Origin of the sequence: Streptomyces lydicus (assembly GCF_000717345.1) — a bacterium.
In the GTDB taxonomy this organism is placed as follows: Bacteria; Actinomycetota; Actinomycetes; order Streptomycetales; family Streptomycetaceae; genus Streptomyces; species Streptomyces lydicus.
Genome location: NZ_JNZA01000014.1, coordinates 79,668 through 104,378, shown reverse-complemented (window position 1 = coordinate 104,378; position 24,711 = coordinate 79,668). Strand labels below are relative to the sequence as shown.

Here is a 24,711-nt window from a genome sequence, read left to right as displayed (position 1 = left end):
GCATTGGGCGCAATAACGGCATTTGCGGCGCCGCGGCGCTTTCTCCCGCCGGCGTCAGCCGCGCTTTTCGAGGAGGTCCGCCAGCCGTTCCCGGGCCCGCTCGGCGTGCCGGTACGCCTGGGCCCGCCGGAACAGCTCCGCGGAATACCGGAAGTGTCCGGCCGCCCTTTCCCGGTCCCCCGTCCGCTCACACGCCGCCGCGATCTCACCGAGCGCGGCGGCTTTCTCGTGGCTGCGGCCGGTGTCGGGCAGCGCGGCGACCTCCTCGCCCAGCGCGAAGAGCCGGTCCGGGTCGCCGGCCGCCTGGGCACACACCGCCTCCGCGGTGCTCAGCCACAGCGGGAAGTCCGGCTCCTGCGCCACCGAGGCGACGACGAGGCCGCGCTCGACGATGCTGCGGGCCGCCGCCGTCTCGCCGCGCTCCAGGAGCAGCAGGGCGTAGTGGCCGCTGATCTTCTCCCAGAGCGGGAAGCCGGCGGCCGGGGTGACCCGGCGCGCGCACTCGCCCAGCAGCTCGGCGGCGCGCGCCACCTCGCCCCGGTCGCGCAGATCGAGCGCCCGGTGCAGATCGATGGTGGCCCGCGGCCCGGGGAGCACACCGTCCGCGGACGGCCGGCCGTGGTCAGTACCGGGCGCCCAGTCGGGGCAGCCGCTCCAGTACGCGCAGCGGGTCAGCACCTCCAGCACGAGCAGGGCGTGGAAGCCGCTGCCCGGGCTCCGGTCGGCGCATTCGAGGAAGCCGGTGAGCGCGTAACGCAGCCCGTCCTGGACCCGGCCGGCCGACTCCAGCAGGTCGGCGAGCGCGATCAGGGCGCGCAGCCTGGCCTCGGCGTACGGGGCGGGGGCCAGCGCGTCCAGCATGCGCAGCAGGACGTCGGCGCCCTCGTCGGCGCGGCCCAGCGTGCCCAGTATTTCGGCAATGGCGAGCTGGGCCTCGGTAAATACGTCGTCCTGCCGCCCGGCGGGGTCAATCTCGGCCAGTGCGCGGAATTCTGACAGCGCACCCTCGGCGTCGCCGCCCTCCCATTGCCGGCGGGCCGCCACCAATCGTCCGACCAGGTCCAGCCGGCGGACCCGGCTGGTGGTTTCGACCGGCTCGGCGCCTCTGGATATTTCGTCCACGCCGACCCCGAGGCGTTCCGCCAGGATCCGCAGCGCCCGGCCGCTGGGAATGCGCTTCCCGCGTTCGACGAGCGAGATGTAGCTGGACGACATCTCGGCCCCGGCAAGGTCGTGCTGTGTCATTCCCGCGCTGACCCGAAGCTCTTTGATACGCCGCCCGGTGTCCGCCAGCTCAGGCATTCGACAAGCCCTCCGGATTTCGAACGTTGGATGACTCCGGCCGGCTGTATCAAATCGGCGAGTCACAATGAGTGCTGCGCACTTTACCAACTAGTCAAGAAGAAGTCGACCGATATTCGGATTCCTTCACCGTTCTTCACCGGCCCTCCGAGATCATTTCGCCGGAGGCCCTGGGCGCCGTAAAAACCGGCTGCCGAGTACACCGAACTGTGTGCCCCGCCGCCACGGGTCAACCTTTCGATGTACTACCCCACGCCGATGTCCGCGCCCGGTGTGACGTGGTCCGATGAGGCGACCGACGTCCCACCCCTGCCGGACCCCGCGGAGGCACTCTCCATGACGCAGCCCCAACGCCCCGATCTGCACAAGGATCTGGCGCCCCCGTCCGCCTCGTCGCGCTCGGTGCTGGCGTCGGACGCCGAACGCGAGGACATGGTCGAGCGGCTCCGGGAGGCCACCGCCGAGGGCCGGCTGACCCTGGAGGAACTGGCGGAGCGTTCCGAGGCCGCGTATCTCGCCCGCACCCGCGAGGAGTTGAGCTCGGTCGGCGAGGACCTGCCGCACGTCACCGCCCCCGAATCCGCCCGAACCGCCACCGGCCAGCGCAGCTTCCGCGCCGCCTTCGGCGACGTCACCCATCACAGCCCCTCCCTGGAACACGGCATCGAGGCCACCGCGGTCTTCGGAGACCTCACCCTCGACTTGTGCGCCTCCCCCGCCCCGTCGACCGGCGAGCTGACCATCCAGGCCCGCGCGATCGTCGGCGACGTCCACCTGCTGCTCCCGGAAGGCGTCCGGGTGGAGATGAACTGCAGCACCGTCCTCGGCGACGTACGCAACCTGATCCGGGAGCACTCCGGCCCGGAAGCGATCACCCCGCGCGTGCGCATCACCGGCTCCGCCGTCTTCGGCGACATCATCGTCGCCCACCCGAGCAGCGACCGCCGCACGTACTGGCAGAGGTGGCTCGACGAACGCCGCGGCCGGGCGTGACGGCGTATCAGGCGGCGCCCCGCCCCGGGACCGACGCCCCGCTCGCCGACGAGGGACGGATACGCCCGCGGGCCATGGTCCGGCACACCGGGGCCCTGGTCCGGCGCAACCTCCTGCAGATCCGGCAGAACCCCGAGTCGATGACCGACGCGCTCCTCATGCCGATCGTGCTGACGGTGCTCTTCGTCTTCGTCTTCGGCGGCGCGGTCGGCGGCTCCCGCGCCCGGTACACCGCCTTTCTCGTACCGGGCCTGATGGTGATCCTCGGCATGACCATCGCCATGGCCGTGGGCACCGGCGTCAACGACGACTTCCGTACGGGCGTGATGGACCGGTTCCGTACGATGCCCATCGCCCGCTCCTCGGTGCTGCTGGCCAAGATCGTGGTGGAGACCGGCCGGATGCTGGTCGCCCTCGCGGTCCTGCTGCTCGTCGCGGCCGTGCTCGGCTTCGACTTCACCGGGCGCTGGCCGGGCATCGCCGCGGCCGTCGGACTCACCGCCGTCTTCGGCACCTCGCTCATCTGGATCTTCATGCTGCTGGGCCTGACCCTGCGCTCCGCCCAGGCGATCCAGGGGCTCTCGGTCCTGGTGCTGACCCCGCTGCAGTTCGGCTCCTCGATCTTCGTGTCCCCCACGACCATGCCGGACTGGCTCCAGACCTTCACCCGCATCAACCCCCTGACCCACATGGCCGACGCGGCCCGCGGCCTCACCCTGGGCACCGGCCCGGTGGCCGGCCCGGTCCTCTGGACCCTTGCCTGGTCCCTGACCCTCACCGCGGTCACAGCACCTTTGGCTATCGCCAAGTTCCGCTCCAAGACGTAGGCGCGCCGCTTGGGGGCTTCCCACGTTGTTGTCCGTCCCGCCGTGGTGGTTGCTCGCCGTTGCGCCTGCGGCGGGCCGGGTTGTTGTGGGTGCGGTGACGGACCTCCGGGGCCTGTTCTGTGGACTGCTTCGCTTTACGTCCACAGAACAGGCCCCTCCGGCCCGTCCCCTCCCGTGGGAGAGAAAGTTGAAGGCCGGTGGGGGCGGACGTCGTTACTGACGCCCGCCCCCACCGGCCTTTGTCTATCCACTCACGGGAGGGGCTGGACCGAAGGACGAAGTCTGGAGGGCCGGCACCGCACCCGACCACCCACGCCCGCCGCAGGCGCAACGGCGAGACGACACACGGCGGGAAAGCCGACAACGTGCGGCGGCGCCGCAAAGCGCAACGGCGAGCAACACCCACGGCGGGACAGACAACAACGTGGGAATTACTCCCGCAAGGGAAAGTCGCCGGATGCGGCTGTCATTCCGGGCGGCGTGTCCGGGAGGGCGACGGCTATTTCGACGATCGAGGTGGTGCCGGCGGCGACCCGTTGCCAGGCGGTGGACAGCGCGGCGGGGAGGTCGTCGGGGTGCGTGACCCGGGCGTAGCCCAGGCCGTGGGCGAGGGCTACGCCCTCGGTGCCGGTGGGGCGCGGGGTGGTGAAGGAGAAGCGGGAGGCGGGGCCGCTGACCCGGTCGAGGTTGGACTGGAGCCAGCCGTAACCGCCGTTGTCCAGCACGAGATAGAGCACCGAGGCGCCGGCGTCCGCGACGGTGGGGAGCTCGCAGCGGAAGAGGTTGAAGGCGCCGTCACCCACCACCGCGACCACCGGCCGGCCGGCCGGCTCGGCCAGTCGTACGCCGACCGCGGCCGCCGCGCCGAAGCCCAGCGGGGTCTGCTCGCTGGGCACGACGGACCCGCCGCCGGTGCCCAGCACGTAGTGCGGGAAGAAGTACGACCACATGTCCTGAAGGCCGTTCTCCTGGACCAGGACCCGGTCGGCGGGGACGGCGCGGTCGAGGGCGGTCAGCACCTGCGAGACCGGGACGGCCCCCTCGGGCACCCGCTTGACGGCCTCCTCGGCACGGTCCGCGGCGCGCTGCGCCAGCGCGGTCCGTGCGGTGCGGATCCGCTCGGGCCAGTCACCGGTTGCCCGGTGCCCGCCCAGCAGCGCCGCCCAGCCGTCCACGATCCGCCCGGCGTCACCGAGGACGTGTGCCCCGGGCCGCTCCATGACCAGGCTCTCCTCGCTCACCACGGCCTGGATGACGGGGAGTTGCGCGGCGTCCTCGGGCCAGCCGAAGGTGGCGGTCTCCTCCAGGCGGCTGCCCAGGGCGATGACGAGGTCGGCCTCGCGCCACAGCGCGTCCATCGGCGCGACGGTGTAGAGGCCGCTGACGCCGCAGTACAGGGGGTGGTCCTCGGCGACCGCGCCGCGGCCGGAGGCGGTGGTGAACACGCCGGCGCCGAGACGCTCGGCGAGCCGCTCGATGCGCCGGCCGGTGTTGCGGTGCCGGGCCCCGCCGCCGACCAGCAGCAACGGCCGCTCGGCGGCGGCGATGCGCTCCGCGGTGGCGGCGAGCGCGTCCTGGTCGGGGGACGGCCGCTGGGGCGCAACCGGGCGCCAGGGGCCGTTGCGGGTGACCTGCTGGTCCGCGAGCTGTTCCGCGAGCTCCAGGTAGACGGGGCCGGGGGTGCCGTTGACGGCGAGCGCGGCGGCCTTCTCCAGGGCGCCGGGCAGCCGGTCGGCGTGGTCGATGCGGGCCGCCCACTTCACGTACGGGCGGACCGCGGTCAGCTGGTCCAGCTCCTGGAAGGCGCCGGTGCCCAGCCGGTCGAGCCGGGTGCCGTCGGCGATCAGGATCAGCGGGGCGGCGGCCGACCGTGCCTCCAGGACGCCGGTGAGCGCGTTGGTCAGCGCCGGGCCCTTGCCGATCACGCAGACGCCGGGGCGGCCGGCGGCGAGCGCGTAACCGGTCGCCATGAACAGGGCGTTGCGCTGGTCGCGGCAGAGCACGACCGGGGTGTCGGCGCGCTCCAGCTCGCCGAGCAGCGCCATGTCGTCGCCGGGCAGCCCGAAGACCGGCCCGCTGCCGAGGTGGCGCAGATAGTCGGCGAGCGCGGCCCAGGCGGTGGGGTGGGTCGTCGCGGTCATCGGGCGGCTCCCGGGCGGTGGGCGGCGACGGCCTTGGAGATCAGGACGGGCTCGGCGCGCACCTCGTGCCCGTCGGAGATGTAGTTGGCCATCCGGCCGTAGCCGCCGAACGGGGCGTTGCCGTCGTCGATGGACAGCAGGGTGGTGTCGAGGGTGACGGTGGTTCGCCGGCGCAACGCCTCGACCAGGCGCGGGGCGTGGCCGTAGACGCTGGAGCCCAGGGCGCGTTCGGTGAACATGCCGGTGGTGAGCGTGGTGGCGAGGGCGTCCTCGTCGCGGTAGGAGGCGACGTTGAAGATCGGCGCGAAGAACTCCGGGACGTGGGTGCGCGGGGTGACCTCCTCGCCGACGACGACAGTGGGGTCGAGCCGGCGGCCGCGGAAGTCGACGTGTCCGCCGTGCACGATGTCGCCGCGGTGGCGGGCGAGGAACTGCGCGCCGTCCTCCAGCGCACTGTCGTAGAAGATCGGCCCGAAGTCGGCGTCCGGGTCGGTGTAGGGGCCGTAGCGCAGCCCCTTCAGCTCGCTGACCAGCGCGTCGACGAACGGTTCGAGCAGCGGCTCGTGGACGCTGAAGAGGTCGGGACCCAGGCAGTCCTGGCCGGTGTTGAGGACCCGGATGGCGATGGCGTCGCGGGCCGCCCGCTCGACGTCGGCTCCGGGCGCGACGACGAACGGGTTGACGCCGGAGCCGAGGAAGAGGAACAGCTGACCGGGGGAGAGCCGGGCACGGATCTGCTCGGCGTTGGCGTAGGCGCCGGTGAAGACCACCACGTCGGCGGGGAGCACGTGGTCGTGCAGGAAGTCCCGCTGGCTGGCGGTGGTGAGCTCGATGGGCAGGCCGTGCTGTTCGGCGAGCAGGGTGTGCAGCCGGCGCATCTGGTCCTTGACCCGGCTGGAGGGGCGGAAGACCAGGCGGTCGGTGTAGAGGGCGGGCACCAGGAGGTAGAGGGCGTAGGAGTAGAGGATGACGTTCGACGGCATGAAGGCGGCCAGGCGGGGGACCCGGCCGGGCCGGTGGGCGGCCACCTCGTCCAGGGCCCCGTCGAGGGTGGCGACGGTCGACTCGATCTCGTAGCGCGCGGCGCGGTGGGTGGAGATCTCGCACAGCAGCTCGTGCACGGTACCGGCGTCGTTCACCAGGAAGTCCCGGACCCGGTGCACGGCCGCCGCACGGTGGCGCGCGAGGCTGCCCTCCGGCTCGGCGGCCACGGTCGGCCATGCGGGAGCGGAGCTCATATGTCCCTCCTGGGGGCGTAGTCCATGGAGGGTCAGCGTCAGCCAATTGTCATTTATTGTCAAGTAAAGTCATTGCACTCGACTGGCCGATGTGACAAGCGACTCCGCCCTCGACGGCTCCCGGTCGCCCGGCCGCGCCCCGCCCCCTCGTGCGCCGTACGGCCCGGCGCGCCTCTCAGCTGTCGTAACGCCCACCCGACGGCAAGGGGAATCCCGGCGTCCATAAGTGACAAAAAATGACTCCCCGGGCGAGGGAACGTTGTCCACAGGCATCCCCGAGCGGACGACCGGTGAGTAGACTCCCCGTCATCACACGGCCTCCGTCCGGAGCCGTCCGTACATCGTCACCGTCCGTCCACCCCTCTCAACTGCGAGCGATTTTCTTGGTGATTGAGCAGCCTGCTTTCGGGAAGCGCGTGCGGGAGACCCGGCGCGCTCAGGGTCTGTCGCAAGGGGACCTCGCCGGCGACGACCTCTCCCCCAGCTATGTCTCGCTGGTGGAGAACGGCCGCAGAATTCCGGGCGCGAAGATCGCCCGGTCGCTCGCCGAGCGGCTCGGCACGACAGTCGAGGCGCTCAGCGCCGCCGAGGAGCCGGGCGACCGGCTGACCCACCGGCTGGGCCTGGTCGGCCAGTTGGTGGCGGCCCGCGCCAGTGCGCTGGCCGGCGACTGGCCCGCGGCGCGCCGGCAGCTGGAGTCCCTGGTGGAGCAGACCGGCGGCGCCGACCAGGACGAGGTGCGCTGGGAGGCCCGCTGGGAGCTGGCCACCGTCCTCGGCCGGCTCGACGAACCGGACCGCCACGAAGCGGCGCTGCGCCACCTCCTCGACGACCCGCTCACCCGCTCCGCGCCCGTGCTGCACGCCCGGGTCGCCGTCGAGCTGGCCCAGCTGCTGCGCGCCGCGGGACGGCTCTCGGAGGGGGTGCGCTTCGCCGAGGAGGCGGTACGGGTCACCGGCGAGCTGGAGCCCGGGCGTCCGGAGCGGGCCCAGGCGCGGGTGGCGCTGTTGTCCGCGTCCGTCGACAGCGGCGAGTGGAGCCGCGCCGAGCAGCTCGGGACGGAGCTGAGCGCACAGGTCGAGCCGCTGCCGGCCGGTGAGCTGCGGGCCGGCGCGCTGTGGGCGGTGGCCGGCGCTCGCTATCTGGGCGGGCATCCGGAGCAGGCGATGGAGCTGATGGCCGAGGCGGAGCAGCAGCTCGCCTCGACGGACGGGGTGCGGCTCCGGCTGCGGCTGGCGCGGGCCCGTACGCTGCTGGCGCTCGCCGCGGGCACGCCGGCGCAGGCGGACGCGCTGCTCACCCGCGCCCGGCAGGCGGCGGCGCTGGTGGACACGCCGTCCTCGGCGACCTGGCTGGCCGTGCTGGAGACGGCCGCGGCGCTGCGCGCGGGCCGGCCCGGGGCGGCCGCCGAGCACGCCGCGGCGATCGATCCCGCCTCCGGTGACCTCTCGCCGCTCGACCGCGCCCGGTGCCTGCTGCACACCGCCCGCGCGCACCGTGCGAGCGGCTCCGAGGACGCCGCCGAGGCCGCCTTCAAGCAGGCCGCGGAGGGGTACGAGCAGGCCGGCGCGTTCCGGCTGGCGCTGGAGAGCTGGCGTGAGCTGAGCGCCGGCGGCCGGCAGGGCGACGGGCCGGATCCGCATGCGGTACTGATGCCGTAGCGGAGCCGGCGCGCCCGGTGGCGGGGCGTACGGCTCAGCCGGCGGGCGCCGTGCCGGCCGGCGCGTCGAGGCAGTCCGGCCGCCAGATGCGGACCTCCGGCGCCGGGGCGGCGGTGGCCGCGCAGGCCACGGTCTGCGGGCCGGCGGGCAGGTCGCGGACGTAGGCGATGCCGCCCGGGTGGGCGAGGGACGCGGGGATCACGACCTTGCCGTCCCGCGCCTCGCTCAGCGCGTCGATCTCGTCGGCGATGGCCAGCCCGCCCGGTCCGGTCAGGCGCAGCGACGCCTCCTTGCGGGTCCACAGCTGGGCCAGCCGGCGGGCCCGGTGGCCGACCGGGGCGTCCTGGACGTGGCGGCGCTCCAACTCGGTGAAGGGGAGCAGCAGTTGGCCGACCGGGCCGTGCGGAACGGTGTGCACGGACAGGGCGACGGGGAGGTCCCGGGTCACGGCGAGGAGCTGGCGGGCGGGGTCCGCGGCGATGCCGAGACAGAGCCGGGCGCCGGGCGGCCAGCCGATGCCGGGGGGCGGCTCGGCGAACACCGGCCGGCCGAAGCCGTCAGGGACCACCGGAATATCGCTCGGAGAACAATGGAGTAAACGAGCGAGAAATGCCGTCAAACAACTGACTTCGCGAATGTCGCCGACCGTGGGCGAGAAAATGTGCAAACTGCCGTCGGCTAATTCGGAGGAGTGGGGAGGCCCCCAACTCCCGCTGCTTACAGGCTCCTTGGGCGTACGCTCCGGTCCGTGCCGGCTGCCGTCATGGTTGAGCGTATGCGCGCCACAGAAAGGCTCGTCCCCCCGCATAGATCCCCTCGCACCATGGTCTCCTTTCTACGGATCGTCACATCCGAGAAAGCAGTGCACTGAGTCGATTTGATTTACCCTCCGGAGATCTTCAAGGTAACCCTGGTCTATGCCTGCGTCAACAAGCGACGACTGAAAATCAACTTTGGTTTACCGCCTGGGATTACCAGTTTTCGCCGATCTGAACGACTGTCAACCGACGAATCCGGGGGCGGGCAGGAGTGATGCGGGTGCGCCCCTGCCGGGTGGTGCGGGCCGGCGGGAGCGCACCGGCCGACGGGCCGCTCCGGTGCGCGGCACGTGGGCGCCTCAGGACGCCAGCTGCTTCTCCACGCGGAGCACTATGTCCAAAACTGTACGCATGTCCTTCATCTCCTCTTCGGGCAGAGCGATCCCGAAGCGTTCCTCGGCTACGACGATGACTTCCGCCATCGCCAGCGAGTCCACGTCCAACTCCTCGACCAGGGACTTCTCCTCGGTCACGTCGGCCGGCAGCACGCCGGCCACCTCGTGCAGGATCTCGGCGAGCTGAGCGACGATCTCTTCGCGGGTGGGGACGGTCATGACGGTCACCTCTCTGCGGAAGGGCGCACCCTCCGTGACATCAGAGTCATTCTTTTGACTATGCTTGACTGTTCTAGTCAACTGGAGGTCCGATAGGTTGTCAACGACGACCTTTCAAGACCATGCCAGGACAATGCTTCTGAGTTATGTTCAGTGACTCTGGAGTCGAGAACGAGTCAGACGGAGGAACCGCATGAGCGGTCTGCTCGACGGAAAGCGCCTGGTTGTCACGGGTGTGATCACCGAAAGCTCCATCGCCTACGCGGTGGCCCGGCTCGCCCAGGAAGAGGGCGCCAAGATCGTCCTCACCGCGTACGGACGGCCGAGTCTGGTGGCCCGGCTCGCCCGCCGGCTGCCGGAGGAGCCCCCCGTCGTGGAGCTGGACGTCACGGACGAGACGCAGCTCAGCACCCTTGCCGACCGGGTCGGCGCCCACCTCGACGGGATCGACGGGGTGCTGCACTCGGTCGCCAATGCCCCGGCCACCTGCCTGGACGGCGGCTTCCTGACCGCGCCGTGGCGCGATGTGGCCGCCGCGCTGCACACCTCGACCTACTCCCTGGTGGCGCTGACCATGGCCTGCCGTCCGCTGCTGCGCCCCGGCGCGTCGGTCGTCGGCGTGGACTTCGACGCGTCCCGCGCCTGGCCGGGCTACGACTGGATGGGCGTCGCGAAGGCGGGACTCGAAGCCTGCTCGCGCTATCTGGCGCGGGATCTCGGCGACCAGGGCATCCGGGCCAACCTCGTCGCGGCCGGCCCGCTGCGCACCCTGGCCGCGCGGGGCATCGGCGGCGACGGCCCGTCCTTCGAGAAGAGCTGGTCGAGCCGTGCCCCGCTGGGCTGGGACCCGCAGAACGCCGAGCCGGTGGCCCGTACCTGTGTGGCCCTGCTGTCGGACTGGCTGCCCGCCACCACCGGCGAGATCGTGCACGCGGACGGCGGCCACCACATGATCGGCGACTGACCGTCATGACGGAAAGACCGGCGCCGCCTCCCCCGGCCGCGCCGCCCACCGTCCTCCGGTGCGGCCCGTACGCACTCGACCGGGAGCGGATCGCGGCGTTCGCGGCCGCGCTCGGTGACCCCCACCCCGCGTACACCGACCCGGCCGCCGCCCGGGCCCTCGGCCACCCGGACACCCTCGCGCCGCCCACCTACCTGGCCACCCTCGCCGCACACGCCGAGGACCAACTCCTGGGCGGCTGGGACGACTTCACCACCGACGGGGCGGTGCACCGCTCCCAGTCGCTGCGCCACGCCCGCCCCGCACACGCCGGCGACACCCTCCACGCGACCGTCCGCCTCGCCGGCACCACCACCCTCGCGGACCGCCGGCTGCTCACCGTCGAGTGCGCGTTCCACGACGCGGACGGACTGTGGGTGGCCACCACCACCTCCTCACTGCTGTGCCCGGCCACCGCCCCGCGGCCCGGGCGGCGCCCCCTCGACCCCACGGGATCGGAGCACCCATGACCGACACCATCGCCCCTCCGGTCGCCGCCGCCCGGCTCGTCGACGGCACCGCGGCCCCGCTCGGCGGCGGCCACCTCGACGGCCCGGCGCTCGACCGCCGGGTCGGCAGCACCGCGGGCGCCCTGCGCGGACTCGGCCTCCGCGCCGGCGACCGGGTCCTGGTCCAGGGCGACAACAGCGTCGACTACGTCGTGACGCTGCTGGCCCTGATGCACCTGGACGTCTCACTCGTCCCGCTCGACCACCGGCTGCCCGCCGCCGACGCCGCCGCGGCCGCCCGGCAGGCCCGGGCCCGCTGGCTGGTCACCGCCGCCGACCGCCCGGCCGGCTTCCCCGGCATCCCCGACGAGCGCGTCATCCACTATCCGCGGCTGTCCGCCGACGCCCCGCCGCCCCCGCCCGCCGGGGTCGACCTGGACCGCTGGTTCCACCGCCCCGACGCGCTCGTCCTGTGGTCCTCGGGCACCACCGGGCGGCCCAAGGGCATCGTCAAGCCGGGCCGTGCGGTGCTCGACAACTCGCTGCGCACCATCGAAGCCATGGGCTACCGCGCGGACGACGTGTTCGCGCCGCTGCTGCCCTTCTCCCACCAGTACGGGCTCTCCGTCATCCTGCTGTGGTGGCTGGCCCGTTGCACGCTGCTGGTCACCCCCTACCAGCGGCTCGACGCGGCCGTCACCCAGGCCGCCGCGCACGGCGCCACCGCCGTGGACGCCGCCCCGTCCACGTACCACTCGCTGCTGGGCGTGGTGCGCCGCCGCCCCGAGGTACGCGCCGGACTCGCGGGCGTACGCGTCTGGGGCGTGGGCGGCGCACCGCTGCCCACACCGCTGGCCGAGTCCTTCCGCACGACGATGGGCCGCCCGTTGCTGGACGGCTACGGCCTGACGGAACTCGGCAATGTCGCACTGGCCACCCCGGAAACGCCGCACGGCTGCGGGCGTCCGCTGCCCGGCGTACGGCTACGCGTGAGACGGCCCGACGGCAGCGCTGCCGGCCCCGGCGAGCTCGGCGGCATCGAGGTGCGCTCCCCCGGGCTGATGGCCGGCTACCTCCAGGAGGACGGCTCGCTCACACCCGTCGACCCGGACGCCTGGTACCCGACGGCGGACCTGGGCAGCGTCGACGCCGACGGCACCGTGCGGGTGGTGGGCCGCAATCAGGCCGTCCACCGGCTGGGCTTCACGCTCTATCCCGAGAGCCTGGAGCGCCGCGCCGAGAGCTGCGGGCGACCGGTCAAGGTGCTGGCGGTCGAGGACCAACGCCGCGGCAGTGCCCTGCACTTCGTCGTCGCGGACCCCGCGGGCGAGGCCCCGCTCGTCTGGCGCCGGCGGCTGGCCGAGCACCTCGCGGAGTACGAACAGCCCAACGCGGTCCATGTCGTCGACCACTTCCCGCTCACCGCCAACGGAAAGCCGGACACGCGCGCGTTGCGTGCACAGCTGGGGCTGGAGCTGGAGCCGGGAGAAGGTCCGGGACCGGTACCCCGACCCGGGGCCGGGCGCTAGAACTCCTGTCGTGCGAGGGGCGATTGCCCCTGCGGGCGTTGTCCTACGGGTGGCAGTCCTGGCAGTCCTGCGGCTGACAGTCCTACGGGTGGTTCACGTCTGGGGGACTTCTCGTTCTGTCCTAGGTCTACTGTCTTCTGCCCTCTGGCGTCTGGCGTCTGTCTTCCGCTCCGACGTCTCGGCCTTCCTCGCGGTCTCCTCCGCCGGCCGATGTTTCACGTGGAACATCCACACGCTCTCATCACCTCGGCGTCGTCCGCGCGTTCAGCGTCCTCGTCGCTTCGCCCTCGTCTACGTCTACGTCTGCGTCTGTTCCTGTGCCTGCATCGTCCTCGTCACCGTCGCCTCGTGTGCGTCCGGTCTGCTCGGCGCGGAGCTGTCACGCGCCGCGTCCCGTCCCTGTCCGGCCGACGGGCCTGGCCATGGGACATGTCGCTGCCCGGCTCAGACGGTACGGGCGGCGTCCACCCGCCGGCGCGCGGCCGGGATGGCCGCGGGACGGGCGTCCGCGTCGGTGGCGTGCTGCGGAGCGGCGTACTCCTGCGCGCCGTCCCGCGGCGCGGGGGTGTGCGGCGCGGCGTCGTGCGGCACGGGGGCGCCCATCAGCGGCTCCAGGCCGCGGGTGACGCGGCTGCGCAGACCCGGCGAGGAGCCGTGGGCCTCGGCCCGGATGCGCTGCTTGATGGTCGGCGGCAGCTCGGGCCGGGCGACCGTCCGGCGGGTCGGCCAGGCGTGGTTCACCTGCGGCACGGCACGCGGGGCGGGCACACGGGGCACGGCACGTGCCGTGGGCACCGTAGGGGATCCCGCGTCCGGATCACGGTGCGGTTCGGCGCTGGACACCCCCTTTGGCACCTCGGCGCCCGGCGCGTCGGTACCCGCGCCCCCGTTGCCCAGGGTGCGCTCGTACAGTGCGGCCTCGCGGCGCGCGGCCGAGGCCGGCGCGGAGACACCCAGCGATGCCAGCAGCTTGCCGAGCACGGCAAGGCACACCGCCCAGAACTTCATGACCTTGGTGGCAGCCATGGTCATTCCCTCTCTTTCGGTCAGGATCTCCCCGAGAGATCCGGTGCTTCGTGGTCTGGTCCTGCTGTCGTGCGAGTACGTCCGTTGCATCGCAGCAGTTGCGGCACTTCGCTCGCATCGCTTACGTTGCGTCGCTTCTGTTGCGTTTTCTTATGATGAGTACGCAATGGGAGGATTCACGGACCGACGCCCCCGGATCGGCGTTCTTCCGATGAACACCACCCGTACGCAGTAGCCACGGACCGGGAGCAGCAGGTCGGCGGCGGTCGCAGGGCCCGGTCAACCGCTCGGCTGAGGCCGGTTCGACCGCGACGGCCGAGGTGCCGGAGGATGCGCGCGGCGGGTTCTCGGGTTATGGCCGGTTCCGACGCTTCCACGGGCGCGGGCAGCACGACGCCCGTCGGTGGTGCCGACGGGCTGCCGGGGGCGGATCCTCGCCGTTCAGGCGGGTGTGGGTGCTCCCGTGCGGGCCATCTCGGCCATGATGCGGACGGCCTCGGGCTCCGGGGTCTCGGGCCGGATGATCAGCAGGTCCCAGCGGCCGTGGCCGGGGGAGACCAGGCAGACGGTGTCCGGGCCGGGGCGGCCGACGGTCCGGCGGAGGCGGACGACATGGCCGTAGACCAGGGTGTGTGTGGGCAGGGCCGGCCAGCCCGCGCCGTTGACCGTGGCGTGGGTGATCCGCGGCCAGTCGAAGGGCAACGCGGTCAGCAGCTCGGGGAGTTCGGCGAGCAGGTCCGCCGTGTGCGGCCACCAGGCGCCGTCGATCCGCCGCACCGTGTCGGTGTGCGGGGCGATGGCAAGGCGGGCGACCGGCGGCGGGCTGTGGTGCCGGTGCGGCGCCGGACGGGCGCGGTCCCCTGAGTCGATGGTCATGCGGTGCTCCCGATGCGACGGGCCGCCAGACGGTCGGGGTCGGGCCAGCGGACGTTCCAGACCCAGCCGAGGCGTTCGAAGAGCCGGATGACCGCGGCGGACACGTCGACCTGACCGCGGTCGACGCCGTGCCGCGCGCAGGTCGGGTCGGCGTGGTGCATGTTGTGCCAGCTCTCGCCGAAGGAGAGCAGGGCCAGCGGCCACAGGTTGGTCGCCCGGTCGTGGCGCCGGGTGCGGAACGGCCGCTCACCGATGACGTGGCAGAGCGAATTGACGCTCCAGGTGACGTGGTGCAGCAGCGCGATCCGGATGAACCCCGCCCACAGCAGCGCGGTCAGCGCCGTGACCCACGTGCCGCCGAGCACCCAGCCCAGCGCGCACGGCAGACCGAGGGTGACCAGGCACAGCGCGGGGAAGGCCCGGTCCACGGCGCGGATTCCGCGGTCGGCCAGCAGATCGGGGGCGTAGTGCCGGTGCGAGGTGGGGTCGTCGCCGAAGAGCCAGCCGATGTGGGAGTGGACCATTCCGCGCAGCTGGCCGTGCAGGCTGGTGCCGTAGCGGTACGGGGAGTGCGGATCGCCGGGCCGGTCGGTGAAGGCGTGGTGCCGGCGGTGGGTGGCGACCCAGTCGATGACGGCGCCCTGGAAGCTGAGCGAGCCGGCGACGGCGAGCGCGATCCGCAGCGCGGGGGTGGCGGTGTAGCTGCCGTGGGTGAGGCCGCGGTGGAAGCCGATGGTGACGCCGAGGCCGGAGACGACGTAGAAGACGGCCAGGAGGACGAGGTCGGTGAGGTGGACGACGCTGCCCCACAGGAGGGGGATGGCGACGGCCAGGCCGACGAACGGGGCGACGACGATGATGCCGGTGATCGTGACGTACAGCCGCCGGCCGCCGCTCGGCGGACGGGGGGCGCCGCTCTCCGGGAACGGCGAGGTCCCGTCGTAGTCCTGTGCAGACGGGGTGGGGCGGTCGGTCGAGGTCACAGCTCGTTCTCCGGCTTGCCGGAGGGCGGGGGCGAGGAGGCCACCTGCGGTCCGGGAGGGGCGTCACCGCGTGGTCGCCGATGCCTGCGCTGCCGGATCGACTCCCGCCAGTCCGCATAGCGATGGCTGGCCATCCGTCCCGCCTGCTGGGAATTGAGCCGGGCGATGAACAACGCCCCCAGGCCGACCAGCGCCAGCAGCACGACCACGGTCAAGAGAGTCTGCATGGAGCTCACCTCACCGAACCCTCGGCATCTCCGGGCATCCTCGGTGTTCCGGTGCTTCCACGGTACCCCGGCACACCCGTGCAAATCCCCTTGTAACGGGCGATATTCCACCTCTGGCCAACGGGTGGCGCGCCCGCGCTCCCGCGGGGTCACGGCACGTATCCGACGGGGTCACGGCACGTCTTCGGCAGCCGCACCCGCACGCCTGTGGCGGGTCCCGGCGCGCTGGACGCGAGGGCCACGGCCCGGCAACTTCTACAAGGATGTAGATTTTACTTCCGCATGGCCATTGCTTCACACCGAGCAGGCGCTGCCCCGAGAGGGGTCGAGGGCGAGGCCCGCGGCCCGGGCGGCCGGTCCGCTCGACCGCCGGGATCCGGCCACCCGGCATGCGGGCGGTAAGTAAGATGCCCGACGTCCCGGCCGGCGGGACACCGCGCGACGGGAGGCCACGACATGGGCGGCACGCCCTTCGGGAAGTCGCTGGGCGACCTCGGCGGGTCCGGCCGCGAGCGCGCCCGCCGACGCGGGCAGGGGCAGCTGGAGGCCCAGGTGCTGGCCGCGCTGCACCACTCCTCCGGCCCGGCCACCGCCGCCTGGGTGCAGCAACGGCTCGGCGGCGACCTCGCGTACACGACCGTGATGACGATCCTGTCCCGGCTGCACGCCAAGCAGGCCGTCACCCGCGAGCGGTCCGGCCGCGCCTACGTGTGGACCCCGGCCGCCGACGAGGCCGGGCTCGCCGCACTGCGGATGCGCCGCGTCCTGGACGGCGAACCGGACCGGGACGCCGTGCTGGCCAGCTTCGTCTCGGCGCTCTCGGCGCACGACGAGCAACTGCTGCGCACCCTCCTCGACCGCGCCGCCGACGACGGGCCGGCCCCCGGCGCGGCGGCCCCGGACGGCCCCGGCCACCGCGACCCCTCGGACCACACACCCGGAGGCTGACCGGTGGGCGTCTTCGTGTTCCTGCCGCTCGTCCTGCCGGTCACCGCACTGCCGATCGCCCGGCTCGCGGAGCAGCACCTCCACCCGCGCGTCAGCACCCGTCTGCTGACCCTGCTCGCGGCCGTCCTCGGCCTGTGCAGCACGCTCTGCCTGGGCCTGCTGATGGTCGTCGGCACCGCGCAGCTGCCCGGCAATCCGCTGCCCGACGGCTGGTCGGACCCGGAGGTGCGGGCCGCGGTGCCGTACGCCGAGATCGCCGGCGCCGCCGCGATCCCGCTGCTGGCCGCGGCGCTCACGGCGTGCGGCGCGACGCTGCGCCGGCACCGCCGCATCCGGGCCCGCGCCCACCGCGCGCTGGACGTCCTGCCGGCCGGCGCCGACCCGGCCGTGCTCCCCGACGACGAGCCGTACGCCTACGCCGTGCCCGGGACCCCCGCCCGCCCCGGCCGGCCCGCCCGCCCGGGCCGGATCGCGGTCTCCCGCGGCATGCTGCACAGCCTGGACGAGGACGAGCGGCGCGCCCTCCTCGCCCACGAACGCGCGCATCTGCGCTGCCGCCACCACCGCTATCTGCTCGCCGTGCGCCTGGCCGGCTGCGTCAATCCGCTGCTGCTGCCGCTGCGTTCCGCGGTCGCCTTCGCCACCGAGCGCTGGGCGGACGAGGAGGCGGCGCGGACGGTCGGCGACCGGCGGCTGACCGCCCGCGCGGTGGGCCGGGCGGCCCTGATCGCACGGCCCGGGGCCGCCCCGGAACTGGCGCACTTCGCGGCGCCCGAACCGGGGCCCGTACCGCGCCGGGTGGCGGCACTGCTCGGTCCGGTGCCGCCGGCCCGGCACTGGCCGCCGGCGCTGACCCCGGCGGGCCTGGCGGCCCTGGTCGCCGCGGCGGGTACGGCCGCCTCCGCGCTCTCCGCCCTCAACGCGGCGGTGGCGCTGTTCCTCGTCCTCAAGGCGGCGACCCCGCTCTGATTCGCCGGGTTTCGCCCCGGATCACCGAGCTGCGCCGGTTTTCCCTGATTTCCCGTGGCTCCCGAGACTCCCCCTGCGCCCGGTTTGACGTTCTCGGGGCACCACGTCCGCTCTACGTGCACACTGATCCCTGACTCTCCCGGGGGCGTGCCCCGCGGAACGCGGTGAGCGGGCGCATGACCGGCGACTTCTACAACCTTGTAGAACTTCCCGGTACAGTTGCGCGCACACATGCGCAACGGGCGCGGCCGGAGGGGGAGATGGCGACGAGGTGCGGACTCCTGAGCTGGGACTGCCCGCCTCCAGAGGCGGAGGTGCGATGGGTCTATCAGCCCGTGGAGGTCCAATACCCGGACGGCACGTGGAGGTTGGGCCGGATCAACGCCTGGTGGACGGACGACGCGGGCGAGTTGTGGTGCCGGCTGCGTACCCTGCCCGGCGGCGACGGCCCGCGCTGGCACTGCTACGACCCCGAGTCCATCCGGCTCCTGCCCAGCACCGGCATCTGACCCGTCACCTCCGCCCGGCGCCGCTGCCGTCGGCCTCGCGGGCCGTTTCACGTGAAACCGCCCCTTTCCCCGCACCATCTCACTCTCATCACCCGCATCAACGGGAACAGAAGGACCAGAAGGGCCATCGGCGTGCATGACAGGCAGACGCACCAGCAGACGGCCCGACGGGGCGGCGCACCCGACACGTCCCGTACGGACGGCGACACCTCTGGTCGCAGGTCCGGCGGTTCCGCACGCCGCGCCGGCGGCTCCCGCCGAGCGGGCAAATCCGGTGGTGTGCGGGTGACCCGGCGCGGTCGCATCGTCGCCTGGACCGGCGGTGTGCTCGGTGTCCTGCTGCTCGCCACGGCCGGTGTCGGGGCCTGGATCTACCAGCACCTGGACGGCAACATCCACGGCGTGGACATCGGTGTCGACGGCAAGCGGCCGGTCAACCTCAGCCCCGGGTCCAAGAACATCCTGGTCGTCGGGTCCGACAGCCGTGCCGGGGCCAACGCCAAGTACGGCAAGGGCCTGACCACCATGCAGTCGGACACCCTGATGGTGCTGCACATCGCGGCCAACCATAAGTGGGCCACCGCGGTGTCCTTCCCGCGCGACTCCTGGGTGAAGATCCCCGCCTGCAGCCGGGGCAACGGCTCGAAGTCGTCCCCGCACCACTTCAAGATCAACGAGGCGTTCTCGATCGGCGGCGACTCAGGCGACATCCGCAAGGCCGCGGCCTGCACCATCAAGACCGTCGAGCAGAACACCGGGCTGCGCATCGACCACTTCACCTCGGTCGACTTCCAGGGCTTCAAGGGCATGGTCAACGCGCTGGGCGGCATCGAGGTCTGCCCCAAGCACGCCATCCACGACAAGAAGGCCCACCTCGACATGGAGGCGGGGTGCCAGAACGTCCAGGACGAGAAGGCGCTGGGCTACGTCCGTACCCGCTACAGCGTCGGTGACGGCTCCGACCTCGGCCGGATCGGCCGCCAGCAGGAGTTCATGAAGGCGCTCGGCGCCAAGGCGCAGGAGAAGCTGACCAGCCCCGGCGAGCTCTACGACTTCCTGGACTCGGCGACCAAGTCGATCACCACCGACAACGACCTGGCCGGACTGACGCAGCTCTACGACCTGGCGTCGACGGTCAAGGACATCCCCTCCGACCGGCTGACCTTCCTGACCGTCCCGAACTACTACCGCCAGGCCGACGTCCCCACCGACAAGGCCAATGTGGTCTGGCAATACCCGCAGGCCACCGAGCTGTTCAGCGATCTGGCCCACGACCGCGAGATCGGCGCCGCCGGCAAGAAGAAGTTCGCCGAGGCCGCCAAGAGTCCCATCACTGCGCACGCCGTCCAGGTACGCGTCCTCAACGGCACCGGGACCCCGGGCCAGGCCGCCGCCGCGGCCGAGCAGCTGCGCAAGATGGGCTTCACCGTGATCGCCACCGGGAACGCCCCGGCGACGGACAAGACCACCGTCACCTACCCCGCCGCGCTCAAGACCCAGAGCGAGGTGCTCGCCGGGCACCTGCGCGGCATCAAGGCGACGGAGTCGGCCGCGGCGGCACCGGGCGCGGTGACGCTGACGATCGGGCCGGACTTCTCCGCGGAATCGACCGGCTAGGGCGGACACGCCCTAGGCCCGGAGCACGGGGGTGCGGCGCGGAACGGGGCCACCGGCACACCTCGGCTCGCGCCCCGGCCCGCGTGGCACACCGTGCCGTACGGGCCCCGGCACCGCTGCCGCGTTCGCCGGGGTGCGGCCCCGGCGGCCCTCATGCCTGGAGTCGCTCCACCGGCCGGGCCGTGTGCACCTCGATGTCGTGCGCGGCCCGCTGGAGCAGCTGGTGGCTGAGGTCCGACATCGCGCGGGCCACGGCCAACTCGTCCCCGATGGCGGGGACGTTCTCATCGGCGGGGTTGCAGCGGGCCGACCCCTGGCCGACCATCTGCCCGCCCTCCTTGCCTCGGAGCCTGGCCTCGGCTCTGACCTCGCTGTCGGTCTCGGTGATGGTGATCTCGGCGTTCCATGTCTTCGTGGTCACCGGAAGCCTCCTCTACGTCCCCTGCGCAGCACAGGACCTGCCCCCACGAAAATCGTCGCACCGCCGCCCGCGCCACGCACCTGGGGCTCACCGCACCGCGACCGTGGGGTTTTCCCCATGGCAGGGGCCACGGCCGCGGCCCTAGCGTGAGGCATCCGGCCGGCGGCGGGGGATGACCGGCCACCTCAGCAACCACCGAGCCCACCGGGGGACTTCATGCACCTGCGCGTCCGCACCATCGGGGCCGCCACGCTCGTCTGCGCCGGGACCCTGGGCATCGGCGCCTGCGGCCTGCTGCCGGGCAAGACGTTCCGGGACGACGCCGTGGTGCCGAAGAAGATCACGGCGGTGCGGGTGGACAGCGCCGCGGGCGACGTCACGCTCCGCGGCGGCACCGCACCGGACGGCCGGAGCAGCGGCACGGTAGGGGTCCACCGCTCGGTCACCTACCACGGCCACCGTCCGGCACGGCCGACCCACCGCGTCGAGGACGGGGTGCTGGTGCTCGGCGGCTGCGGCGACGGCTGCTCGGTGGACTACACCGTCGCGCTGCCCGCGGGCCTCCCGGTGAGCGGGCAGACCTCGAACGGTGAGCTGGACCTGAGCAGGGTCGGGGCGGTGGACGTGCGCACCGGCTCGGGGGCCGTCGAGCTGGACGCGGTGACCGGCCCGGTCGACGTACGGACCTCCAACGGCCGGATCACCGGCCGCGCCCTGTCCGGGTCGCACATCGACGCCGAGACCACCAACGGGGAGATCGACCTGACCCCGGCCACCCCGCAGAGCGTCCGGGCGAAGACCTCCAACGGCTCCGTCACGGTACGGGTGCCCGAGGCCCGCTACCGCGTCTCCGCCCGGACCAGCAGCGGCGACAAGGACATCAGCGTGCCCGACGACCCGTCGGGCACGCTGCGGCTGGACCTGACGACCGACAACGGCGACATCACGGCCGGCACCACCGCCTCCTGACGCCCCGCGCCCGGCGGCGGTGCGGCCCGTCAGCCGTCCTCGCCCTCCAGCTCCCCCTCGGTCTCCAGGAACGCCTCGCGCAGGGCGGCCAGCGTCTCCGCGTCCGGCTTCTCCCACATGCCGCGGGACTCGGCCTCCAGGAGGCGTTCGGCGATGCCGTGCAGGGCCCAGGGGTTGGCCTCCTGGAGGAAGGCACGGTTCTCCGGGTCCAGGACGTAGGTCTGGGCGAGCTTGTCGTACATCCAGTCGGCGACCACGCCCGTGGTGGCGTCGTAGCCGAACAAGTAGTCCACGGTCGCGGCGAGTTCGAAGGCACCCTTGTAGCCGTGGCGGCGCATCGCCTCGATCCAGCGGGGGTTGACGACCCGGGCCCGGAAGACCCGGGAGGTCTCCTCCACCAGCGTCCGGGTACGGACCGTCTCGGGGCGGGTGGAGTCGCCGATGTAGGCGGCGGGCGCCTTGCCCTTGAGCGCCTTGACGGTGGCGACCATGCCGCCGTGGTACTGGAAGTAGTCGTCGGAGTCCGCGATGTCGTGCTCGCGGGTGTCGGTGTTCTTGGCCGCGACCGCGATCCGCTTGTAGGCGGTCTCCATCTCGGCGCGCGCCGGACGGCCCTCCAGGCCGCGGCCGTAGGCGTAACCGCCCCAGACGGTGTAGACCTCGGCGAGGTCGGCGTCGGTGCGCCAGTCGCGGGAGTCGATCAGCTGGAGCAGGCCCGCGCCGTACGTACCGGGGCGGGAGCCGAAGATCCGGGTGGTGGCGCGGCGCTCGTCGCCGTGTGCCGCCAGGTCCGCCTGGGCGTGGGCCCGTACGTAGTTCTCGTCGGCGGGCTCGTCCAGGGCGGCGGCCATCCGCACGGCGTCGTCCAGCAGGCCGATGACGTGCGGGAACGCGTCCCGGAAGAAGCCGGAGATGCGCAGGGTGACGTCGATGCGGGGGCGGCCCAGCTCGGCGGGGGCGATCGGCTCCAGGCCGGTGACGCGGCGGGAGGCGTCGTCCCACACGGGCCGGACGCCCAGCAGGGCCAGCGCCTCGGCCACGTCGTCGCCGCTGGTGCGCATCGCGCTGGTGCCCCACAGGGACAGGCCGACCGACTGCGGCCACTCGCCGTTGTCGGTGCGGTAGCGCTCCAGCAGCGAGTCCGCCAGGGCCTGGCCGGTCTCCCAGGCCAGACGGGAGGGGACGGCCTTGGGGTCGACGGAGTAGAAGTTGCGGCCCGTCGGGAGGACGTTGACCAGGCCGCGGAGCGGGGAGCCGGACGGGCCGGCCGGCACGAACCCGCCGTTCAGCGCGTGCACGGCGTGGTCGATCTCGTCGGTGGTCGCGGCCAGCCGCGGGACGACCTCGCGGGCGGCGAAGTCGAGGATGTCGGCGACCGCGGCCGGGTGGCCCTCGGCGACGCGGGCCACCGCCGCCGGGTCCCAGCCGGCGTCCTCCATCGCCTGGACAAGGGCCCGGGCCTTCTCCTCGGCGTCGTCGGCGGTCGTACGGGTCGCCGCGGACTCGTCCAGGCCGAGCGCCTCGCGCAGCCCGGGCAGGGCCGAGGTGCCGCCCCAGATCTGCCGGGCGCGGAGGATGGCGAGGACGAGATTGACCCGGGCCTCGCCGGTCGGCGCGCCGCCGAGGACGTGCAGACCGTCGCGGATCTGGGCGTCCTTGACCTCGCACAGCCAGCCGTCGACGTGCAGCAGGAAGTCGTCGAAGCCGTCGTCGTCGGGCCGCTCGTCCATGCCCAGGTCGTGGTCGAGCTTGGCGGCCTGGATCAGCGTCCAGATCTGGGCGCGGATCGCCGGCAGCTTGGCCGGGTCCATGGCGGAGATCGCCGCGTACTCGTCGAGCAGCTGCTCCAGGCGCGCGATGTCGCCGTAGGACTCGGCGCGGGCCATCGGCGGGACGAGGTGGTCGACGAGGGTGGCGTGCACCCGGCGCTTGGCCTGGGTGCCCTCGCCCGGGTCGTTGACCAGGAAGGGGTAGACGAGGGGCAGGTCGCCGAGGGCGGCGTCCGGCCCGCAGGCGGCGGACAGCCCGGCGTTCTTGCCCGGGAGCCACTCCAGGTTGCCGTGCTTGCCCAGGTGGACCATGGCGTCCGCACCGAAACCGCCGTCGTCGGCGGAAGCCGCGATCCAGCGGTAGGCCGCCAAGTAGTGGTGCGAGGGCGGCAGATCGGGGTCGTGGTAGATCGCGATGGGGTTCTCACCGAAGCCGCGCGGCGGCTGGATGAGGATCAGCAGATTGCCGCGGCGCAGCGCGGCCAGCACGATGTCGCCGTCGGGGTTGCGGCTGCGGTCGACGAACATCTCGCCGGGCGGCGGCCCCCAGTGCTGCTCGACGGAGTCGCGGAGTTCCTGCGGGAGCGTGGCGTACCAGCGCTTGTAGTCGGCGGCCGGGATGCGGACCGGGTTGCGGGCCAGCTGCTCCTCGGTCAGCCACTCCTGGTCGTGGCCGCCGGCCTCGATGAGGGCGTAGATCAGCTCGTCGCCGTCGCCGGATTCCAGGCCCGGGACCGGCTCGTTGCTCTCGTCACCGAAGTCGTAGCCCTCGGCCCGCAGGCGGCGCAGCAGTGCCACCGCGCTCGCGGGGGTGTCCAGACCGACCGCGTTGCCGATCCGGGAGTGCTTGGTCGGGTACGCGGACAGCACCAGCGCGAGGCGCTTGTCCGCGGCCGGGATGTGGCGCAGCCGGGCGTGGCGCACGGCGATGCCGGCGACCCGGGCGGCCCGCTCGGGGTCGGCGACGTAGACCGGCAGACCGTCCTCGTCGACCTCCTTGAAGGAGAACGGCACGGTGATCAGCCGCCCGTCGAACTCCGGGACCGCGATCTGGCTGGCCGCGTCCAGCGGGGACAGCCCCTCGTCGTTCTCCTCCCAGGCGCTGCGCGACCCGGTCAGGCACAGCGCCTGGAGGATCGGCACGTCGAGCGCGGCCAGCGCGCCGGCGTCCCAGGACTCGTCGTCGCCGCCGGCCGAGGCCCCGGCGGGCTTGGTGCCGCCCGCCGCGAGCACGGTGGTGACCAGCGCGTCCGCGGTCCGCAGCGCGTCGAGCAGCTCCGGTTCGGGCGCGCGGAGCGAGGCGACGAACAGCGGGCGGGCCCGGCCGCCGGCGGCCTCGATCTGCTCGCACAGGGTCCGTACGAAGGCCGTGTTGCCGCTCATGTGGTGGGCGCGGTAGTAGAGCACCGCGATGGCCGGGCCGGTCGCGTTGCGGGACTCCCACTCCAGGGGCCCCCAGGTGGGGGCGGCGGCCGGCGGCTCGAAGCCGTGGCCGGTCAGCAGGACGGTGTCGGAGAGGAAGCGGGCGAGCTGGTCGAGGTTGGCGGGGCCGCCGTGCGCGAGATAGGCGTGCGCCTCGGCCGCGATGCCGACCGGCACGGTGGACTGCTCCATGAGCTGGGCGTCGGGGGCCTGTTCACCGGTGAGCACGACGACCGGGCGGTGCTGGTCCTCGGCGAGCAGGACGTCGAGCCCCTCCTGCCAGGCGCGGATGCCGCCGAGGAGGCGGACCACGACGAGGTCGGTGCCTTCCAGCAGGGCGGGCAGCTCGGCCACGTCGAGGCGGGCGGGGTTGGCGAGCCGGTACGGCACGGGACCCGTGGCCGCGCGGGCGCTGAGCAGGTCGGTGTCGGAGGTCGACAGCAGGAGAAGCATGCGGGCG

General features: G+C 73.0%; 22 protein-coding genes. 11 read left to right on the top strand and 11 right to left on the bottom strand.

The annotated features are described in order from the left end of the window. Positions 1-54: 54 nt before the first annotated feature. Positions 55-1,302: a helix-turn-helix domain-containing protein gene (locus tag OO62_RS15575; protein WP_078617179.1), complete on the bottom strand. Its 1,248-nt coding sequence runs from the start codon at positions 1,300-1,302 to the stop codon at positions 55-57. A gap of 336 nt (positions 1,303-1,638) precedes the next feature. Between OO62_RS15575 and OO62_RS15570 the strand changes: the two genes are divergently transcribed. Beyond that, complete coding sequence (locus OO62_RS15570; RefSeq protein ID WP_078617195.1) at positions 1,639-2,295, top strand: DUF1707 SHOCT-like domain-containing protein; 657 nt, start codon at positions 1,639-1,641, stop codon at positions 2,293-2,295. A 74-nt stretch (positions 2,296-2,369) separates the two neighbouring features. After that, positions 2,370-3,122: an ABC transporter permease gene (locus OO62_RS15565; protein WP_051733268.1), complete on the top strand. Its 753-nt coding sequence runs from the start codon at positions 2,370-2,372 to the stop codon at positions 3,120-3,122. A gap of 431 nt (positions 3,123-3,553) precedes the next feature. On the opposite strand, the gene OO62_RS15560 is transcribed toward OO62_RS15565, so the two are convergent. Then, the gene (locus OO62_RS15560) at positions 3,554-5,263 is read right to left on the bottom strand and encodes a thiamine pyrophosphate-binding protein (protein WP_033267992.1); all 1,710 of its coding nucleotides are present in this window, start codon (positions 5,261-5,263) and stop codon (positions 3,554-3,556) included. Next, positions 5,260-6,501 (bottom strand): aldehyde dehydrogenase family protein, encoded by a 1,242-nt coding sequence (locus OO62_RS15555; protein ID WP_051733230.1) that lies wholly within the window; start codon positions 6,499-6,501, stop codon positions 5,260-5,262. The genes OO62_RS15560 and OO62_RS15555 overlap by 4 nt, the downstream gene beginning before the upstream one ends. A gap of 386 nt (positions 6,502-6,887) precedes the next feature. On the opposite strand from OO62_RS15555, the gene OO62_RS15550 reads away from it, so the two are divergent. Continuing rightward, positions 6,888-8,162, top strand: coding sequence for a helix-turn-helix transcriptional regulator (locus tag OO62_RS15550; RefSeq protein ID WP_248782292.1), 1,275 nt, complete (start codon positions 6,888-6,890; stop codon positions 8,160-8,162). A gap of 34 nt (positions 8,163-8,196) precedes the next feature. Here the strand turns inward: OO62_RS15550 and OO62_RS15545 are convergent, their stop codons facing one another. Together OO62_RS15545 and OO62_RS15540 are read right to left on the bottom strand one after the other, a co-directional pair. Beyond that, complete coding sequence (locus tag OO62_RS15545; RefSeq protein ID WP_033267990.1) at positions 8,197-8,730, bottom strand: 4'-phosphopantetheinyl transferase family protein; 534 nt, start codon at positions 8,728-8,730, stop codon at positions 8,197-8,199. A 549-nt stretch (positions 8,731-9,279) separates the two neighbouring features. Beyond that, complete coding sequence (locus OO62_RS15540) at positions 9,280-9,534, bottom strand: acyl carrier protein (RefSeq protein ID WP_033268125.1); 255 nt, start codon at positions 9,532-9,534, stop codon at positions 9,280-9,282. A gap of 193 nt (positions 9,535-9,727) precedes the next feature. Between OO62_RS15540 and fabI the strand changes: the two genes are divergently transcribed. The 3 genes from fabI to OO62_RS15525 are packed head-to-tail and all read left to right on the top strand — an operon-like array spanning position 9,728 to position 12,515. Continuing rightward, positions 9,728-10,498 (top strand): enoyl-ACP reductase FabI, encoded by a 771-nt coding sequence (gene fabI, locus OO62_RS15535; RefSeq protein WP_033267989.1) that lies wholly within the window; start codon positions 9,728-9,730, stop codon positions 10,496-10,498. 5 nt (positions 10,499-10,503) lie between these two features. Next, complete coding sequence (locus tag OO62_RS15530; protein WP_051733229.1) at positions 10,504-11,007, top strand: MaoC family dehydratase; 504 nt, start codon at positions 10,504-10,506, stop codon at positions 11,005-11,007. Then, positions 11,004-12,515: a class I adenylate-forming enzyme family protein gene (locus tag OO62_RS15525; RefSeq protein ID WP_051733227.1), complete on the top strand. Its 1,512-nt coding sequence runs from the start codon at positions 11,004-11,006 to the stop codon at positions 12,513-12,515. The genes OO62_RS15530 and OO62_RS15525 overlap by 4 nt, the downstream gene beginning before the upstream one ends. A gap of 444 nt (positions 12,516-12,959) precedes the next feature. On the opposite strand, the gene OO62_RS15520 is transcribed toward OO62_RS15525, so the two are convergent. From OO62_RS15520 to OO62_RS15505, 4 genes are all read right to left on the bottom strand, one after another. Continuing rightward, positions 12,960-13,541 (bottom strand): DUF6344 domain-containing protein, encoded by a 582-nt coding sequence (locus OO62_RS15520; RefSeq protein WP_033268122.1) that lies wholly within the window; start codon positions 13,539-13,541, stop codon positions 12,960-12,962. A gap of 441 nt (positions 13,542-13,982) precedes the next feature. Beyond that, positions 13,983-14,417 carry a DUF5994 family protein gene (locus OO62_RS15515; protein WP_033267988.1) on the bottom strand — a complete coding sequence of 145 codons (435 nt, stop codon included), beginning with the start codon at positions 14,415-14,417 and terminating at the stop codon, positions 13,983-13,985. Then, positions 14,414-15,400 (bottom strand): acyl-CoA desaturase, encoded by a 987-nt coding sequence (locus OO62_RS15510; protein ID WP_033267987.1) that lies wholly within the window; start codon positions 15,398-15,400, stop codon positions 14,414-14,416. The genes OO62_RS15515 and OO62_RS15510 overlap by 4 nt, the downstream gene beginning before the upstream one ends. Further along, positions 15,397-15,627 carry a hypothetical protein gene (locus tag OO62_RS15505; RefSeq protein WP_051733266.1) on the bottom strand — a complete coding sequence of 77 codons (231 nt, stop codon included), beginning with the start codon at positions 15,625-15,627 and terminating at the stop codon, positions 15,397-15,399. The genes OO62_RS15510 and OO62_RS15505 overlap by 4 nt, the downstream gene beginning before the upstream one ends. 456 nt (positions 15,628-16,083) lie before the next feature. On the opposite strand from OO62_RS15505, the gene OO62_RS15500 reads away from it, so the two are divergent. The 4 genes from OO62_RS15500 (at position 16,084) to OO62_RS15485 (ending at position 19,670) form a co-directional block, all read left to right on the top strand. Further along, positions 16,084-16,575 (top strand): BlaI/MecI/CopY family transcriptional regulator, encoded by a 492-nt coding sequence (locus OO62_RS15500; protein WP_033267985.1) that lies wholly within the window; start codon positions 16,084-16,086, stop codon positions 16,573-16,575. A gap of 3 nt (positions 16,576-16,578) precedes the next feature. Then, a complete protein-coding gene (locus OO62_RS15495; protein WP_033267984.1) occupies positions 16,579-17,544 on the top strand; it encodes a M56 family metallopeptidase in 966 nt (321 codons plus the stop codon). Positions 17,545-17,879: 335 nt separating this feature from the next. Then, a complete protein-coding gene (locus tag OO62_RS15490; protein WP_228332484.1) occupies positions 17,880-18,053 on the top strand; it encodes a hypothetical protein in 174 nt (57 codons plus the stop codon). Positions 18,054-18,338: 285 nt separating this feature from the next. Beyond that, positions 18,339-19,670 (top strand): LCP family protein, encoded by a 1,332-nt coding sequence (locus OO62_RS15485; RefSeq protein ID WP_051733225.1) that lies wholly within the window; start codon positions 18,339-18,341, stop codon positions 19,668-19,670. Positions 19,671-19,821: 151 nt separating this feature from the next. On the opposite strand, the gene OO62_RS15480 is transcribed toward OO62_RS15485, so the two are convergent. Further along, positions 19,822-20,091, bottom strand: coding sequence for a DUF1876 domain-containing protein (locus OO62_RS15480; RefSeq protein WP_033267983.1), 270 nt, complete (start codon positions 20,089-20,091; stop codon positions 19,822-19,824). Positions 20,092-20,307: 216 nt separating this feature from the next. On the opposite strand from OO62_RS15480, the gene OO62_RS15475 reads away from it, so the two are divergent. Further along, positions 20,308-21,060, top strand: a complete 753-nt coding sequence (locus tag OO62_RS15475; RefSeq protein WP_033267982.1) for a DUF4097 family beta strand repeat-containing protein — start codon at positions 20,308-20,310, stop codon at positions 21,058-21,060. A 29-nt stretch (positions 21,061-21,089) separates the two neighbouring features. On the opposite strand, the gene cobN is transcribed toward OO62_RS15475, so the two are convergent. Beyond that, positions 21,090-24,704, bottom strand: coding sequence for a cobaltochelatase subunit CobN (cobN, locus tag OO62_RS15470; RefSeq protein WP_033267981.1), 3,615 nt, complete (start codon positions 24,702-24,704; stop codon positions 21,090-21,092). Positions 24,705-24,711 lie beyond the last annotated feature (7 nt).